The following is a 15502-nucleotide window of genomic DNA, read 5'->3' as shown; positions in this document are numbered from 1 at the left end:
TTCTCTCCAGAACCGCTTGGGAATTGTCGCTGCATAATATTCCAATAGGCTGATTATGCAGAGACATTGCCATTTCTCATACCCGACAGAGAAACTTCGAGGCTACCCCCCTGAACCCAATAAAAAAGCCGAACATAAGTTCGGCTCGATCTAAATTACCTGAACATGGCGCACGCGGGCTGAACGCAGAACCAAAACAGCAAGATACTGAAGAGCCAAATTCCCCGTGACCCCGATACTTTCTCCAAAATGCATCCGAATATTAGCCATTAGTAAAATCGATACTCCATAGTCCTTATTTGGGAATATAGGGGGATTTGCTCGATCAGGCAAGTCCTAAAATGTCGTTTTTTTATTACAACCGTAACACATTGTAAAACTGGCCTGAGTATTGCTTGAATAATGGGAGACAAGACTGAATCGGAGCGCGAAAATGTCTTATTTTCTTGCAAAAAGCCAGAATAATCGTATTTTTTCCATAGGGTTGGCGTTTTCCACCCTGATTCTGACGGGCGGTCTAGGTACTATTGCACAGGCTACCACCTTGGACGCGACAGCAGCCAGCTTTGCTCCAAAGGGCACAGCAGCCACGCCAGCACAGATCTGGCAGCGACTGAATCACGCGCGCTGGTTCAGCCAGGGCTCCGGTCCGCACATCATTTATCTTCTGTTTGATCCTAACTGTCCGTATTGCCACCTCCTTATCAAAGAACTGCAACCCCTCCTGAAGCCTGACGCACTCACTATCCGTTATGTCCCGGTAGGCTTTCTGGAGCCTTCCAGCATGGGCAAGGCTGCTGCCATCCTCGAAGCCAAAAATCCGCTGCAGGCTCTCTGGGAAAATGAAAAAGGCTTCCGAGAGAAAGGTCATGATGGCGCCATCCAGGAAATCCTGCCCAGTGCAGCAACCGAAAAGGCCCTGAAAAATAATCTGAGCATTCTCGAAGCCACAGGTCAGAAGACTGTACCTACCATGCTTTACCGAAACAGCCAGAACCAAGCACAAATTGTCTGGCAACTACTAAGTCCCAAAAATCTGGCGCAGACTTTGAAGGGCCTCCAGTAAACGCAGGCAACGAACAGTTCCAGACGCAATCCGCCCCATTTCCGGCAGCAGATCTTCCTTTCAGAAAGTTTGCAGAAGATATTGACAGAGAGCACCGTTCTTATAATATTAAGAATCATTATCGTTAATATTCTTATAACGGAGCGTGCTCATGTTGCCTCGTGTTTCAGTGGTCACTGCATTCTGTGCAGCGTCCTTTCTTGGTTATTCAGAAGCCACCTTCGCCGATGCGGCGCAGGGCACTCCCGAATCAGCCGTTCCCAACATCCCAGGTCTCTCGGCCAAATACCTGCCCGCTTATACGCATATCGGGAATGGACTTTCCTGGGCGGGGCATCTGGACAGCGAAATCTTTTCCAATTTCTCCGGGGGTATCAAGCCAGGCAGTGAGGGCAATATCGTCGGGCAGATTGGTGGAGAATATGACACCGAAAAAGCCGGGCTCTGGAAGGGCGGTAAATTCACGCTTTCCCTGATGGGCATTTACAGTAGCGGTGTCCAGCAGAACTACAGTGGCGACATTCAGACCGCGAGCAATATCTGGGCACCCAATGCGGTACGGTTTTACGATGCCGCTTTCCGGCAGTGCTGGACGGACTGGCTCAACACCCGGGTCGGTTATATGGATGTCAACTACTACTTCGATGTGACCGCCAACGCCCTGCAACTCATCAATAGCTCCTTTGGCATGTCTCCCACCATCACGGTCAATGTTCCGGGCACCGCCACCTATCCCTATTCCGGTCTGGGACTGCTGGTCAGCACCCACAGCGCACATCTGAGTAACAAGTTTGCCATTTTCCAGGGCGACCCCCAACATCAGACATCGGCTTTTACACGCGGTTATATGGTCCTCTGGGAAGGGGCACTGCACTGGGGCCACAAGCCGGACGAAGATCTGGAAGACAATACCGATGAATACGGTCAGTACGAGCTGAAAGTGGGTGCCTGGCGGTACCAGCAGGCCAATCCCGAACGCTATCATCTTTCGCCCAGCACCGCAGGGGTTTATGGCATCATCGAAGGCAACTGGACTCTGACGGGCGACCGGCAACTGGGCGCATTTTTACAGGCCGGAGCAGCGCCCGAGAATATCAACCCCGTTCCCTGGTATCTGGGTCTGGGTCTGCGCCTGGGACACCCCTTTGCCAGCCGTCCTGACGACAGTATTTCCGTGGGCATGGCCAAAGCCTGGTTACGCCCGGATGCCGTGGCTGCGGGTCTGGATGTAGATCCCTCCACGATTCATTCTGCGGAAACCAGCTACGAACTGACCTATCTGGCCAAACTGACCGAGCACATCAATATCCAGCCAGACCTTCAGTATATCCAGCATCCCTCGGGCTACTATCCCGATGCCCTGGTGGGCATGCTGCGTCTTCATGTTGAATTTTTCTGAATCGGACATATAACCATGCCTACACCAGCATCACCAACATCGTCCTGTCGTCTGGATCAACTCAGCAGCGCCCATCCTGCACAAATTACCCAGATCACAGGAGATCGTGCCCAGCAGCAACGCCTGAAAATGCTGGGCATCCGACCGGGCGTTGCATTGAAAATTGTTCATGGGCCCAATAAACGCGGGGTGGTCGTCCAGATCCAGGGAGGGCGCTTTGCCATTGGCAAAAGCCTGGCCCAGGAAATTATTGTCAAGGAAATAACGATATGAGCACTTGTCACTCCAACAATACTCCGACCGCCTTGGGGTCTTCGGGAAAAATCATCGTTCTGGCTGGCAACCCTAACTGCGGAAAAACCACGGTTTTCAATCTCCTCACTGGCGCTCATCAACAGGTGGGCAACTGGCCAGGAGTGACGGTGGAAAAACGCAGCGGTCACCTGCAACTCGGCCACAATAAAATCGCGGTAGTAGATCTCCCCGGGGTCTACAGTCTCATGGGAGGGGGGGGCGAAGATCAGCGGGTAGCCCGGGATTTTTTGCTGGATACGCCTGTCGATCTCATCATCAACATCGTCGATGCCTCCAACCTGGAACGTCACCTCGCCCTGACGGCGGAGTTGCTGGAAACCGGACATCCCATGTTGCTGCTCATGAACATGACTGATGAAGCAGCGGCCAGGGGCTGGAAACTGCGTTGTGCCGATTTGGAAAAGACCTTGGGCATTCCGGTGGTCCCTATGGTCGCCCGCAAAAATCAGGGCAAGACGCAGTTACTGCAGACCATGACCCGGGCCCTGCACCAGCCGCCCCAGGGACACCCGGTGCATTATCCAGCGCCGGTGGAAGCAGCGCTGCAAACTCTTGCCGCAGCTCTACCGGAACAAAATCCCGTCCGTACCCGCATTGCCGCCCTGCGTCTGCTGGAGGGTACGGCAGAGGCTGAAACCAGGCAGACACAAACCCTGCTGAAAAGTCTGCACGAACAAGTCCAGGCCCGCAGCGGCGAAGAACCAGCAGATCTGATCATGGACCGCCGCTTTTCCTGGGCTCAGGAAATGGCTTCCCTCACCTTGCAACGCACTGGCAAGTCCGGCCTGCGCGAAAGCATCAACCACCACCTCGACCGCATCGTCCTGAATGACTGGCTGGGGGTGCCGGTGTTCCTGCTGGTCCTTTATCTGGTATTTGTGGTGAGCTTCAGTGGCGGTAACATTTTCCTGGATTTTTTTGATCAGGCTTCGGCTGCCCTGCTCATCCATGGTGTCGGTCACCTCCTGTTCATCGCGGGCTTACCGGAATGGCTGGTTGCAGTCATCGCCGGTGGTGTGGGTGGCGGTCTCAATTTGGTCATCTCTTTCATTCCACCTATAGCGCTCACCTTTCTCTTTCTGGCTTTTCTTGATGATTCGGGCTACATGGCCCGCGCCGCTTATGCTATGGATCGCCTGATGCGCCGCCTGGGATTACCGGGCAATGCGCTGGTGCCGATGGTCATCGGCTTCGGCTGCAATGTCCCGGCCATCATGGGTGCCCGTATCATCGAAGACCCGCGTGGACGGATTTTGACCGTACTGATGCAGCCTTTCATGTCCTGCTCGGCACGGCTCACCATTTATATGGCCTTCGCAGTGGTATTTTTCCGCAGCAATGGCGGTCAGGTGGTATTTGCCCTGTATGTTTTGGGCATTCTCGTGGCTCTGCTCACCGCCTGGCTGCTGGGCAAGACTGCCCTGCGCGGCGAAGCCATGCCCTTTGTCATGGAATTGCCACCTTATCGCCTGCCCAGCTTTCGCAGTGTGGTCCTGCAAAGCTGGCAGCGTTTGCGGATATTCCTGTTTCGGGTCGGCAAAGTCATTGCCGTCATCGGTGTGGTTTTGTTCATCCTGCCCGGTATTGGCTGGACCAGCCAGGGCTTGCGGAGTACGGACATTGATCATTCCCTGCTCGCCCAGGGCAGTCAGGCGCTGGTTCCGATATTTGCCCCCATGGGTATCCAGAAGGACAACTGGCCTGCCGTATCGGGCCTCATCGCGGGGGCAGCCGCCAAGGAAATCGTCATTGGCACCCTCAATGGCATTTATCAGCGGCAGAATGCGGCCGATATGATGGCGGATTACCGCCATCCTGACCTCATCGCCCAACTCCGTGATGCCCTGTACAGCATTCCCGCCAATGCCCTGACTTTTTTCCGCACCCTGGATGATCCTCTGGGTCTGGCGGCTATGGGCTCTACGTCAGCCACCGAGCAGGCTTCGGGTGCCGAGAGCGCCACCCTGCAGGCTATCGCTGCCGGCTTCACCCCCTTGTCGGCTTTTGCCTATCTGGTATTTGTCCTGCTCTATGTGCCCTGCGCCAGCACCATGGGTGCCCTGCGCCGTGAGGTCGGTTGGGGATGGATGGGATTTTCCCTGCTCTACGGCACGGGTCTGGCATGGGGGAGCAGCACCATGATTTATCAGATCGGGACCATGGCCCTTCACCCGACCAGTTCACTGGCCTGGATTCTCGGCATTCTGGGGACTTTCGTCCTGCTGATCCTGGCGCTGCGCATTTATGGCCGACGTCAGGATACCAGTCCCGTCCAGCTCCGTAAGGAGGCAGCGTTATGAGCACCCTTTTTGCGGTACGCGACCTCCTGCGTAATCAGACCTTACTGACCAGCAGCCAGATTGCCGCCACCCTGAGTCTGTCAGCGGCAACGGTAGAAGACATGCTGCAATACTGGCAGCGTCGTGGTCAGGCCGAAGTCGTTCCGCTGCATGCCACAAAATCTTGTGGCAGCAGTTGTGCTGCGGGGAGCTGCACCGGCTGCGGTCATGCCTCCCTACCCCCCAATATGCAGGCCTGGCGCTGGCGGGAGCCATCTGCAACCCCGCGCAAAGATATTTTGACATTTCATATCCCCGTCACCGCTCCTGAGCCTGACGGAAACCCGAGATAGCCTCTTGTCCGCATCGTTAGCTCCTCTATACTCGTAAACGGGTAATGGACCACCGATTCCGGGACAGGAGTACATCGTGCAGGTAAAAGTAGCCGCCATTCAGATGGCCGTTGGGGAAAACGAAGCAGACAACATCAACAAAGCCTTGGGTATGGTGAACAAGGCGGCCGATGCCGGCGCCAACATCGTTCTCCTCCAGGAGTTATTCAGTACGCCTTACTTCTGCAAGGATCAAAACCCGGATTTTTTTGAACTGGCCCGGCCTCGCGCATCTCATCCGGCATTACTGGCTCTGCAAAAACTAGCGAAAGATCGCCATGTGGTGCTGCCGGTGAGTTTCTTCGAACGCGCCAACAACGCCTTTTTCAACAGCCTGGTGGTTTTTGACGCCGACGGAAAGGACCTGGGCTTGTATCGCAAAGCCCATATCCCTGATGGTCCTGGTTATCAGGAAAAATTTTATTTCAGCCCCGGCGATACCGGTTTCAAGGTTTTCTATACCCATTATGGACGGATTGGCGTGGCTATCTGCTGGGATCAATGGTTTCCGGAGCCAGCCCGCATCATGGCTCTGCAAGGGGCCGAAATGCTGTTTTATCCCGCCGCTATCGGCTCCGAACCCCGTGCTCCGGAAGTCAACAGTCGGGGACACTGGACCCGGGTCATGCAGGGGCATGCCGCCGCCAATCTGGTGCCTGTTGTTGCCGCCAACCGGATCGGCAGAGAAGTCGGTGCAGAAAGTACCCTCACCTTTTACGGGGGTTCTTTCATCAGCGACCCTACCGGCGCCCTGCTCGCTCAGGCCGATCTGGAAGAAGGCATTCTCTACGCCGATCTGGACTTGCGACAGCTGGCGGCACAACGCGCTGAGTGGGGGTTGTTCCGGGATCGTCGCCCGGAACTTTATGGGCCCATTCTCAGCCTCGATGGCAATAGCGCTGATGGTTGAGAGCCTGCCGCAGGAACCCCCCGTCATTGCTCTCAGTGCCTATGAACGCAATGGCGAACCCTATTCCCTCGCCCCCCAGTATGCTGCTGCTGTCTGTCAGGCCGGGGGCCTGCCAATCCTGTTTCCGCCACAATGCCCCGAAGCACGGATCATCCTGTCGCGCTGCGATGCCTTGGTACTGACGGGTGGTGGCGATATTTCCCCGGAATTTTATCGCGCAGCCTGCGATGACAGTATCCATATGGTACATCCGGATCGGGATGCTGCAGAAATCGCCCTAGCCCGGGAAGCCATCGCCCGGAGAATTCCAGTCTTAGGCATTTGTCGCGGCTTGCAAATCATCAATGTCGCTCTGGGTGGAGATCTCCTCCAGGATTTACCCAAAAATATCGGCACCCGCATTTGTCACCGCAAGCAGGATGGAGACCCCATCATGCATGAGGTCATTGTGTTGCCCGACACTCTGCTGGGCAGCATCGTGCGCCGCGACACCCTGGAAATTTCCTCCTGGCACCATCAAGCCATTGCCAACATGGCACCCTCCCTGCGCATCAATGCCATTGCTGAGGATGGGGTCATTGAAGCCGTAGACATGCCCGATAACCCGGATATTTTTGCCGTGCAGTGGCATCCGGAGCACACCGCTGCCGGCGATCCCCATCAACAGGCACTGTTCAACTGGTTGGTCAAACGTGCGGAACGCCGCATTGTGCGGACCATTGAACGTCAGGAAAACAAGGGCTGAGCAAACCCGGAGATTCAGGGCGCAGGGTGACTGACCGGCTGCATGCGCTGCTGCAGCCAGGCGAAGCCCGCAGGCAGCAGGGAAATGACAATAATGGCAATCAACACCAGATTCAGGTGGGTTTTCACCCAGGGGAAGCGACCCAGAAAATAACCCGCGCCGAGCAGCCCCCCTACCCAGAGCACTGCACCGCTCAGGTTGAAGACGAAAAACCGCCGATAGGGCATGGCCGCAATACCCGCCACGAAGGGCGCAAAAGTCCGGATAATGGGTAACAATCGGGCGATCACCACTGTTTTCCCCCCATGCCGGGCGTAAAAACGCTGAGTGGTTTCCAGATGGTGGATATTCAGCAATTTCCCCCCGAACAGATGCACGCCCCAGCGCTTGCCCACCCCGTAATTGACTGCATCGCCCAACACGGCGGCCGTCACCAGCAGCACCAGCAGCCAGGGCAGACTCATGGCCCCGACCCCAGCCAGCGTGCCACAGACAAAAAGCATGGAGTCGCCGGGGAGAATAGGCATGATGACCAGCCCGGTTTCCGCAAACAGGATCAGAAACAGCAGGGCATATACCCAGGCCCCGTATTCCCGGAGAAACTGCAGCAAATACGGGTCAAAATGTAGAAGAATCTGCAGCAGGGCATGGAGATCATGCATCAGGCATCTTCCGTCGTCCCGCAGTAGCGCTGGTAGTGCCTTTCAAACATGACTTCGAGCTCGGCAATGACGGTTTCTGCCTCGATCCCGCCCATGACATGTTTGGACATCAAACTGGACGTATCATTGAGCATGTCCTTGGCATCCAGCATGGTGTAACTCTCGCGCAGACGCTTGATGGCTCCCACGACCGTCTCACCCTCACGGGGCGGCAGCAGATTGGGCTTTTCGATGACTTTTTCCTGGGGCTGTTCCGGCTTCTGGCGACTGCGCAGAAATTCTGCAAAAGCCACCACCTGCTCCTGTCCGGCAGCATCCAGTTTGCGCATAACCTTCAGAAACTGACGTTCCCGACTGTTCATACATCGCTACCTGTGTCTACTTTCAGGGCGAATACCGGCGGTTTACGCTTTTCGGTCATCAACGCCAGTTCCCGTACCAGGGCGACAATCACCCGATCCGTGGTTTTCTGCATTTCCGGCCAGAGCTGGCGGCATTGTTCCAGCAGTTCCCCGACATTTTCGGGGGTTTCGCGGTCTTCTTCCATAAGGATGTCTTCAATCAGACCCGGCTTCATTTCCGGACGGAAGAGCAGACCCACCGCCCCGTCTTCGGGGCGGAATGCAATCCAGCGCCCCTCATCATCCACCACCAGCGGCTCAACACCCTGGGGCAGAATGGCGGTTCCCGGCGACCAGACCATCACCTTGGCACCATCTACCGCCTGGGCCAAAGGGTCATCCTTGCCCGCTTCCGTGGCATGGGCGGTGGTGAAATAAGCGTTATGATAGGGCTCCAGCTGCACTTCCGCCCCTTCATACTGAGCCAGCAGCAGTGCTCCCAGACCAAAACCCACCACCGGTCGGCGGTTTTTGCGAAACATGGCAATGGTCTTGATTTCCTGCTCCAGCCACGGGTGTTTTTCAGTTTCCAGCGGCGACATGGGGCCGCCCAGCAAAAACAGGGCATCAAAAGTCAGGGCATTTCCGGGGAGTTCGCCACTCAAAAATACCCGAAAATAACTGAAACCAATGTCGCGCTTCTCCAGTTGGCTTTCCACGATTCCCAGAAACTCGGAATAACTGTGCTGCACGACAGCAAAATGCTTCATGAACTCTCCGTACTACTGCTTCACTGATTAGACTTCGCGGCGCACCGGCATGGCCAGCATATCCTTGCTGCAGCGTTCCTTGGCAAACTCCAGGAACTCATCCATGACCAGACTGCGGAATTTCTGTTTCTGATAGACAAAAAAGTAGGGCCGGGCCAGGGCCGGACTCAGGGGCCGCGCCAGCAAAGTACCCAGGGCCAGTTCTTTGAGCACCGTCGCCTCGGAAACAATGGCGACACCCAAACCGCCTTCTACCGCCCCCTTGACCGCTTCGGGGCTGCCCAATTCCATGGTGATATGCAGATCTTCCGTATCAATACCGGCTTGGTGCAGGTACTCCATGGTCACTTCCCGGGTCCCTGAACCTTCCTCGCGGGAAACAAAGGGATAATCCAGCAGCTCCTGGGCAGACACACTTTCATGAAGGCCCAGGGCATGGTCAGGCTGGGCAATGACAATCATGGAATCCATGCAACACTTGAGGGTGGCCAGACTTTTATTGGTCACGACCCCTTCCACCAGACCCAGATCAATGCTGTTATCTTCAATCATGTGGACGATTTTGTCCGTATTCCCCACATGCAGGCGGACCTGGACATCGGGATATTTCATTTTGAAATCCCCCAGCAGACGGGGCAGCATATATTCGGCAATGGTGGTACTGGCACCGATGAGCAGATGACCGCGCAAATCACCGGTCATTTCCCCGACCCGGTTGGACATTTCCGTATAAAGAGAAATGATGCGTTCTGAATATTCGTAGACCACCATGCCCGCTTCAGTAAGGCTGATGCGATTGTGGGTGCGATCAAAGAGACGGGTATTGAATTGTTCTTCGAGCTGCTTGACCTGAAAAGTGACCGCCGGCTGGGTCATGTGCAGCGTATCTGCCGCCTTGGTAAAGCTGAGCAGCCTTGCCACCGTATGAAAAACCTGTAACCGTCTATCTGCCATGGAAATCCTTAGTCACCCGCGACTTTTAATGAGTTTAGGGGTAATATCTGAGCGCTTCAATACAGCTTTATGGAGGATAACCCATGCCCAAGGCTTGGGAAAAGCTCGATCTGCAAGGCGCCGGAGTACAGAGTTTACAAATTCGCCTGCAAAAACTCCAGAAAAAATCTCTATGGGCCTATCTATACTGGTGTTTGTTTCCTGTCGGTGCCCATCGTTTTTACCTGGAAGAATCCTGGGCCTGGATATTCCCGCTGGTCACGGCAGCCATCGTCATCCTCGCTCTACTCGGTCTGGGATGGGAAGCTATTGTTCTGGCAGTGCTGCTGCTGGGAGTTGCTCTTTGGGATCTCAGCCGCATCAATCAGTGGATCAGCATCTACAACAAGGAGCTGCGCAAGGCCACCTGGTTTGCCCGCCAGACGCCAGCGGCCCCGGCCAATTACCAGGGCCGCGCCGATACCGGTGAGGCACCCGCCCAGTGGCAGCGGGAGTTACAAGACTATACCGCAACCAAGGAAAGCGAGCGGGCGGGCCATCCTGCTGCGCAGAACCCGGCCAACAAAGGTTTTGCTCCGGGACAGAGACGCATGTCCTTTGCCGAGCAGGAGCGATTGCTGCGGGAAATAGCCAGCGGCGCCAAAGACAAGGCGGATGCCAAAACTGATGGCAAGACATCTGAAGACCGTTAGACCGTTAGACCGCTCAAGCCATACTAAGCTTTATTAGCTGGAGCTCACGTAAATAAGTGGGCGGGGCCAAGACTAGTAGTCCTACACATGTCATTGCGCGCTTACCGCCAAGGTGGGTTATCCCACCTTTCTCATGGCTCTGCTTGGTAATGCAGTGCCTATTTTTCCTTTTCGAACATCGCCAGATAACGTTCTTTGGGGAGAGGCAACTGCTTGGCAACGGCCAGAAAATCAGCCAGATGGAGGGGAGTGCTCATGCCCACCAGGGTAACACCAATTCCCGGCGTTGACCGTACAAACTGAATGGCCCGCTGGGCGGCGTTAGCCAGTTCGGGAATGCCTTCCAGCAGGGAAGGAATTTCTTCCTGGGCCAATAATCCCTTGCCCAGGGTGTGGCTGGCCATGATGGTCAGCTTGAGCTGAAAAGCCGCCTGAATGGTGGAGCCGATATTGCCCTGTCCGGTCACCTGACTGAAACGTGTATAGGCTTCGGGCATCAGGGCGTTGAAGGGGAGTTCTACCACGCGCAGATGGTGGCGGTTGCCCTCTCCCGCCGCCTTTTCAGCCAGACCGATGAGACTGGTGAGGGACTGAAACAGGGTATGGTCCGTTTCAACCCGGCAGGCATTGAAGGTGGAAATCCCGTAATAACGAATTTTGTTTTCCTGGACGGCCTGTTCCAGCACGGTAAATACCTGGAGCAGCTTCTGGTACATCCGTTCCTTGCCGATCAGGGGAATATGCACTTCCGGTTGATCCACCAGAAACACGTCCAGGGTTTCCAGACCGGTTTGCTGGCGCAAGTCATCCAATTGCCAGGCGATATATTCGGGACTGAGGCAATGCACATTCCCGGCCAGATCTTCCTCTTTGCCCAATCCCTTGGCGACCACTTCCTCGCGGAAAAATGCGAGAGGATCTTCAGGTCGCCCCGTCGTGAAGGTCAAAAACCCCCCCTTGCCCACCACAAAAAACTCTTCCCGACGAATACCCGCGGCCATGGCTTTGGCAATACCGGCACCAACGGCCCGTCCGGCGCGGCCAAAGCGATAATTGGCACCGGTATCAATCACGTTGATTCCGGACTGCAGGGCCTGGGCGATGATGGCGGCCACAGCGAGATCCGTCACATCATCCACCGCGCCGGGAAAAGTACCCACCCCCAATGAGGACAGCTTGATCCGGGTATTGAGAAAATCGCTGAAATGTTCTTCTGCCAAGGTGTCCGCAAAGCGCGCCACATAAGCCTTGCTGCCCACACTATTGGCAGCGCCGGGAATCAAGGTGTTTTCTGCAGCATTCACGCAGCATTTCTCCTGTTGGCAAAAAGAGGATGATGATGAAAGAGATAATCCAGACGCGCTATCACTTCCGGACGGAGCGGACCTGGCAAGGGCAGATCATCCAGATACTGGAACTGGCGGCTGTAATCCGGCGCATCTTCATCATCCAGATCCCATTCCACCGCTTCCAGCAGGGCTCGACCGGCTTCGGGCAGGGCCATATCCAGAGTGCGTCCCGACAGGGCCGCCCAGACGCCGGTCCAGCAACGGGCCAGGGCAATGGGATGATACCCTCCCCCGCCCAATACCAGCAAACGCGGGCTTTCGGCGACAATTCTCTGAACAATGTTCCAGAACAGGCTATTGGATATGCGGAATTTGCTCAAGGGATCCGGCGATAAAATATCCGTACCAGCCTGAAGAACCAGCACGTCAGGTGCAAACTGCTGCAGGACCTTGGGCCAAAGTGCAGCGAAAACGTGGGCATATTCCGTGTCATTGATTTCCATCGGCAGGGGAAGATTCACGGCCAGGCCTTCCTGGTCATCCAACCCACCTCCCTGAAAGGGATAGGCATAAGTCGTGTCCATGTGCAGGGAAACCGTGAGAGTATCGGGATCTTCCCGGAAAGCCGCCTCAACACCGTCGCCATGATGGGCGTCCATGTCCCAGTAGAGTACCCGCAGCCCCGCCTTGCGCAGGCGCTGAATGGCTAGCACCGGATCATTCAGGTAGCAGAAGCCCCGCGCCTGAGCGGGAGCAGCATGATGCATCCCCCCTGCCGGACTGAAGGCGGTGAAACCCTGCAATACCAACTCCGCGCCAAGGATACTGGAACCTGTAGCCAGATTGGGGGTATCAAAAAAGCCGGGGAAACAGGGATTTTCAAGCGTCCCTAATTGATATTGTTTGCGGTCGGCATCACGCACATTGCCGCGAAACTGAGCACGCTCAAAGGCCTGAATGTAATCGCGGGTGTGAAATCCGAACAGTTCCTGATGACTGGCCGGTCGGCCCAGACAATATTCCTCGGGCGCCATGGCACCGTAAGCATTGATCAGATCCAGGGTCAGGGAAACACGGGGAATGGCCAGGGGATGATTGCTGCCGTAGCTGGCACGCCGATAGCGGGCGGCACCCACAAAACGGGCCGGACGGGTCGCGGCAATTTGGGGGTGCAAGAGCTGTTTTTCATTCATCCGCCATGCCCCCGCAGGCGCAGATAGACCTCCGGCAAGCGCGCCGGGAGACTATCAAGATGGGGGAGGACCAGGAAATGCCCCTGCCCGAACACCTGGGGCAGGTATTCCCCACCCTGGGGATCCAGACTGATACAAAAGGCGTGAATACCCAATTCCAGAGCCTCGCGCACGGCCATGCGGGTATCTTCCTGCAAATAGCGCGGATCGCCGCCGTCGTCATAATCCGCCGGTCGCCCGTCCGAAAGAATCAGCAACAAGCGTCGTTGGGCGGGGCTGCGCAACATCAAGCGGGTACTATGGCGGATGGCTGCCCCCATGCGCGTCGCCAGACGTCCAGACAAGCCTCCCAGTATGGCTCTGGCCCGGGCATCAAACTTGTCGGCAAAGCGTTTGATGGGATACATCAGCACCTCATCATGATACTTGCTGGCAAAACCATAGACCGCGAAAGGGTCGCCCACTTCCAGCAAGGCCTCGCCAAAGAGCAGCATGGCGGCGCGCAGGCGATCCACTACCCGCACCCCGGAGTCCCCGGCTTCGGCCATGATGGAGGTCGACAAGTCAGCCAACAGCAGCACGGCGGTGTCCCGCTGCTGAGGGCGGCGCTGCAAATATACGCTGGCCTTGGGTGAACGTCCGGCGCGTTTTTCGATAAGAAACTGGACCGCAGCCTCCAGATCCGGTTCCTCCCCTTCATACTGACGACGGCGCGGTGCCATCCGCGTTGGCTTCTGCGCTTGCAGGGCGCGCTTGAGGCGGCGCAGGGTGCCATCATACTCTGCGGCTATTTCGATGGCCTTGGCTTCGTCCTGTTCACGCAGCTTGCGTTCATGTACCCGCGCCCAATCCATTTTGTACTGCTGATGGCGATAATCCCATTCTCGGTAAGGCCAGCCGCCCTTGGGGCCTTTGACCCCGCGACCGCTGCCCGCGACCTTGGCCGGCAGAGGAATGCCCACGCCTACCCGACCACCGGTACCCTGAATGTCTTCCGGCGGAATTTCCATATCCGGGTCATTCCCTTCAGCCGATTGCGGCGCTTCCTTGGGCTTTTCCTGATGCCCTGCCGCCCCTAGCGCGCTGTCTCCATCCATTTCCGGAGCCTCACTGCCGCGCTTTTGCCGGGGATAAACCGGACGTGCGGCATTGGGCGAATGACCGGGAAGATAGGCGCGGGCGCGTTCCACCAGTGTCAAAGGCGGCAGCGTTGTCGTCGCATACAGGCCCAGAGCCACCCGAAAAGCATCCACAATCCCAGCTTCAGGATGGGTCAACGCTGCCAGTTCCGGGGCCAGGCGGCTCTGCTGGTAATCTTCCAGATGCTGCAGGGCCTGCTCATAGTAGGCGGCGGCCACACCCTCAGGCAGTCCATGCTTGCGCGCGGCCTGCAAAACCCGGGAAATATAGCCCGGCATTTCCCGATCCAGGGCGGTATCTACCCGCAAATCTTCGCAGAGATCAAAAAGCATCTGGAAGCGGATCAAGTCCTCGCCAAACTGGGCAAAAAGCGGTCGCCAGGTAATGCGCTGATCGGGATCCAGAGGGGGATGCTCCATCCCTATTTCCGCAAAAAGGGCGTGAATGGCGTCCTGCTCGTAACTGTCAAAAGCCAGATGCGCACCGGTATGATAAAAGGCCAGCAGTGCTTCTTCCCGATCGGGCATGACGGCCGGCACAAAAAGACTGCGACCGTCCGTCTCCAGAAAACTGCGCCCCCCTTCCAGACTCCAGTCGCCCTCTTCCAGAGGCAGGTGCAAGCCCGTCCAGGCCTGTAACAGTAGGCCAAAGAGGCGCTTGTGAGTACCCATGCGGAAACCGGGTAGCACCTCCAGCAGAAAACCCCGGGCCTCGTCACTTTCCAGCCGAAACCAGGCTTCACCCCTTATGCGTCCGGCCGCCAGCACATCAGCACCCCGCCGTGCCCATTCCTCCACACCATCCAGCCCGCAAATGCCGCGCACCTTGATGGCCCCATCCAGATAAGTTCCCAGCCCGAGGCGGCCCTTGGCGAGACTTTCGGCGGGCTGTAACAGGGCTTCCAGCCCGGCTGTGCCCTGCTCCCCAAAGAGGATCTGCACCGGCATCCGGAAATACGCCGCAGCACTGTCCACATGACGATCAATCCAGGCTGCACCGAGGCGGAACCACAAGGCCTCACCCTCGGCACCCCAGTTGCTCCGGACCGTCGCCGCCTGCTGAAAAAAGCCCACCACCGCCCTGAAGGTACCGCGCTGGGTGAGAAACTGGCGGGCCTGTTCCAGCCAGGGGTCCAGTCCACCAAAGGCCGCCACCATGGTCGCCGTGGCATGAAAACAGGCTTTCCCGGCTTCCCGATCATAAAAAAACAGATCTCTGCCGGTTTCCAGAAACTGCAGACAGGCGCTTTCACCCAGAGGCGTCACCGCAGGCAAGGCGTCGCGGGCATCGCGTCCGGCCACAAAACTGATGGCCGCCAGATGCTCGAGGATTTCTTCGGTCGCTTCCGACATGAA

The 15502-nt window shown here is 56.7% G+C and carries 15 protein-coding genes; 8 read left to right on the top strand and 7 right to left on the bottom strand.

Translation table 11 applies throughout. The features are described 5' to 3' along the window. The first annotated feature begins 433 nt into the window (after positions 1–433). The 7 genes from B1757_RS08875 (at position 434) to B1757_RS08845 (ending at position 7106) form a co-directional block, all read left to right on the top strand. On the top strand, positions 434–1066 hold the full coding sequence (locus B1757_RS08875; RefSeq protein ID WP_101537970.1) for a thioredoxin fold domain-containing protein: 633 nt from the start codon (positions 434–436) through the stop codon (positions 1064–1066). Between the two features lie 151 nt (positions 1067–1217). Then, positions 1218–2465, top strand: coding sequence for a carbohydrate porin (locus B1757_RS08870; protein WP_101537969.1), 1248 nt, complete (start codon positions 1218–1220; stop codon positions 2463–2465). A 15-nt stretch (positions 2466–2480) separates the two neighbouring features. Beyond that, the gene (locus B1757_RS08865) at positions 2481–2738 is read left to right on the top strand and encodes a FeoA family protein (RefSeq protein ID WP_101537968.1); all 258 of its coding nucleotides are present in this window, start codon (positions 2481–2483) and stop codon (positions 2736–2738) included. Next, positions 2735–5080 carry a Fe(2+) transporter permease subunit FeoB gene (gene feoB / locus B1757_RS08860; protein ID WP_101537967.1) on the top strand — a complete coding sequence of 782 codons (2346 nt, stop codon included), beginning with the start codon at positions 2735–2737 and terminating at the stop codon, positions 5078–5080. Before B1757_RS08865 ends, feoB begins: the two co-directional genes overlap by 4 nt. Further along, the gene (locus B1757_RS08855) at positions 5077–5412 is read left to right on the top strand and encodes a FeoC-like transcriptional regulator (RefSeq protein WP_101537966.1); all 336 of its coding nucleotides are present in this window, start codon (positions 5077–5079) and stop codon (positions 5410–5412) included. Before feoB ends, B1757_RS08855 begins: the two co-directional genes overlap by 4 nt. A gap of 76 nt (positions 5413–5488) precedes the next feature. Further along, positions 5489–6361, top strand: coding sequence for an N-carbamoylputrescine amidase (gene aguB / locus B1757_RS08850; protein WP_101537965.1), 873 nt, complete (start codon positions 5489–5491; stop codon positions 6359–6361). Then, a complete protein-coding gene (locus B1757_RS08845; protein WP_101537964.1) occupies positions 6354–7106 on the top strand; it encodes a gamma-glutamyl-gamma-aminobutyrate hydrolase family protein in 753 nt (250 codons plus the stop codon). Before aguB ends, B1757_RS08845 begins: the two co-directional genes overlap by 8 nt. A 14-nt stretch (positions 7107–7120) precedes the next feature. On the opposite strand, the gene B1757_RS08840 is transcribed toward B1757_RS08845, so the two are convergent. The 4 genes from B1757_RS08840 to B1757_RS08825 are packed head-to-tail and all read right to left on the bottom strand — an operon-like array spanning position 7121 to position 9833. Continuing rightward, positions 7121–7768, bottom strand: coding sequence for a VTT domain-containing protein (locus tag B1757_RS08840; protein ID WP_101537963.1), 648 nt, complete (start codon positions 7766–7768; stop codon positions 7121–7123). Then, complete coding sequence (locus tag B1757_RS08835) at positions 7768–8130, bottom strand: hypothetical protein (RefSeq protein WP_101537962.1); 363 nt, start codon at positions 8128–8130, stop codon at positions 7768–7770. Before B1757_RS08835 ends, B1757_RS08840 begins: the two co-directional genes overlap by 1 nt. After that, positions 8127–8879 (bottom strand): type 1 glutamine amidotransferase, encoded by a 753-nt coding sequence (locus B1757_RS08830; RefSeq protein ID WP_101537961.1) that lies wholly within the window; start codon positions 8877–8879, stop codon positions 8127–8129. Before B1757_RS08830 ends, B1757_RS08835 begins: the two co-directional genes overlap by 4 nt. A 27-nt stretch (positions 8880–8906) precedes the next feature. Beyond that, entirely contained in the window at positions 8907–9833 is a 927-nt protein-coding gene (locus B1757_RS08825) for a selenium metabolism-associated LysR family transcriptional regulator (protein WP_101537960.1), read from the bottom strand. Positions 9834–9916: 83 nt separating this feature from the next. Here B1757_RS08825 and B1757_RS08820 point away from each other — a divergent pair, with 83 nt between their 5' ends. Continuing rightward, positions 9917–10525, top strand: a complete 609-nt coding sequence (locus B1757_RS08820) for a TM2 domain-containing protein (protein ID WP_101537959.1) — start codon at positions 9917–9919, stop codon at positions 10523–10525. 158 nt (positions 10526–10683) lie between these two features. Here B1757_RS08820 and B1757_RS08815 read toward each other — a convergent pair whose 3' ends face one another. Genes B1757_RS08815 through B1757_RS08805 form a run of 3 tightly spaced genes read right to left on the bottom strand, consistent with a single transcriptional unit; the run spans position 10684 to position 15499 of the window. Beyond that, positions 10684–11829, bottom strand: coding sequence for an aldo/keto reductase (locus tag B1757_RS08815; protein ID WP_101537958.1), 1146 nt, complete (start codon positions 11827–11829; stop codon positions 10684–10686). Beyond that, the gene (locus B1757_RS08810; RefSeq protein ID WP_101537957.1) at positions 11826–13007 is read right to left on the bottom strand and encodes an acetoin utilization protein AcuC; all 1182 of its coding nucleotides are present in this window, start codon (positions 13005–13007) and stop codon (positions 11826–11828) included. The genes B1757_RS08815 and B1757_RS08810 overlap by 4 nt, the downstream gene beginning before the upstream one ends. Beyond that, positions 13004–15499 (bottom strand): nitric oxide reductase activation protein NorD, encoded by a 2496-nt coding sequence (locus tag B1757_RS08805; protein WP_101537956.1) that lies wholly within the window; start codon positions 15497–15499, stop codon positions 13004–13006. The genes B1757_RS08810 and B1757_RS08805 overlap by 4 nt, the downstream gene beginning before the upstream one ends. Positions 15500–15502: the final 3 nt, after the last annotated feature.

Source organism: Acidithiobacillus marinus (genome assembly GCF_002847505.1).
Classification (GTDB): domain Bacteria; phylum Pseudomonadota; class Gammaproteobacteria; order Acidithiobacillales; family Acidithiobacillaceae; genus Acidithiobacillus; species Acidithiobacillus marinus.
Note: the sequence above shows the minus strand (reverse complement) of the source record. Positions and strands in the feature narration are given on the sequence as shown.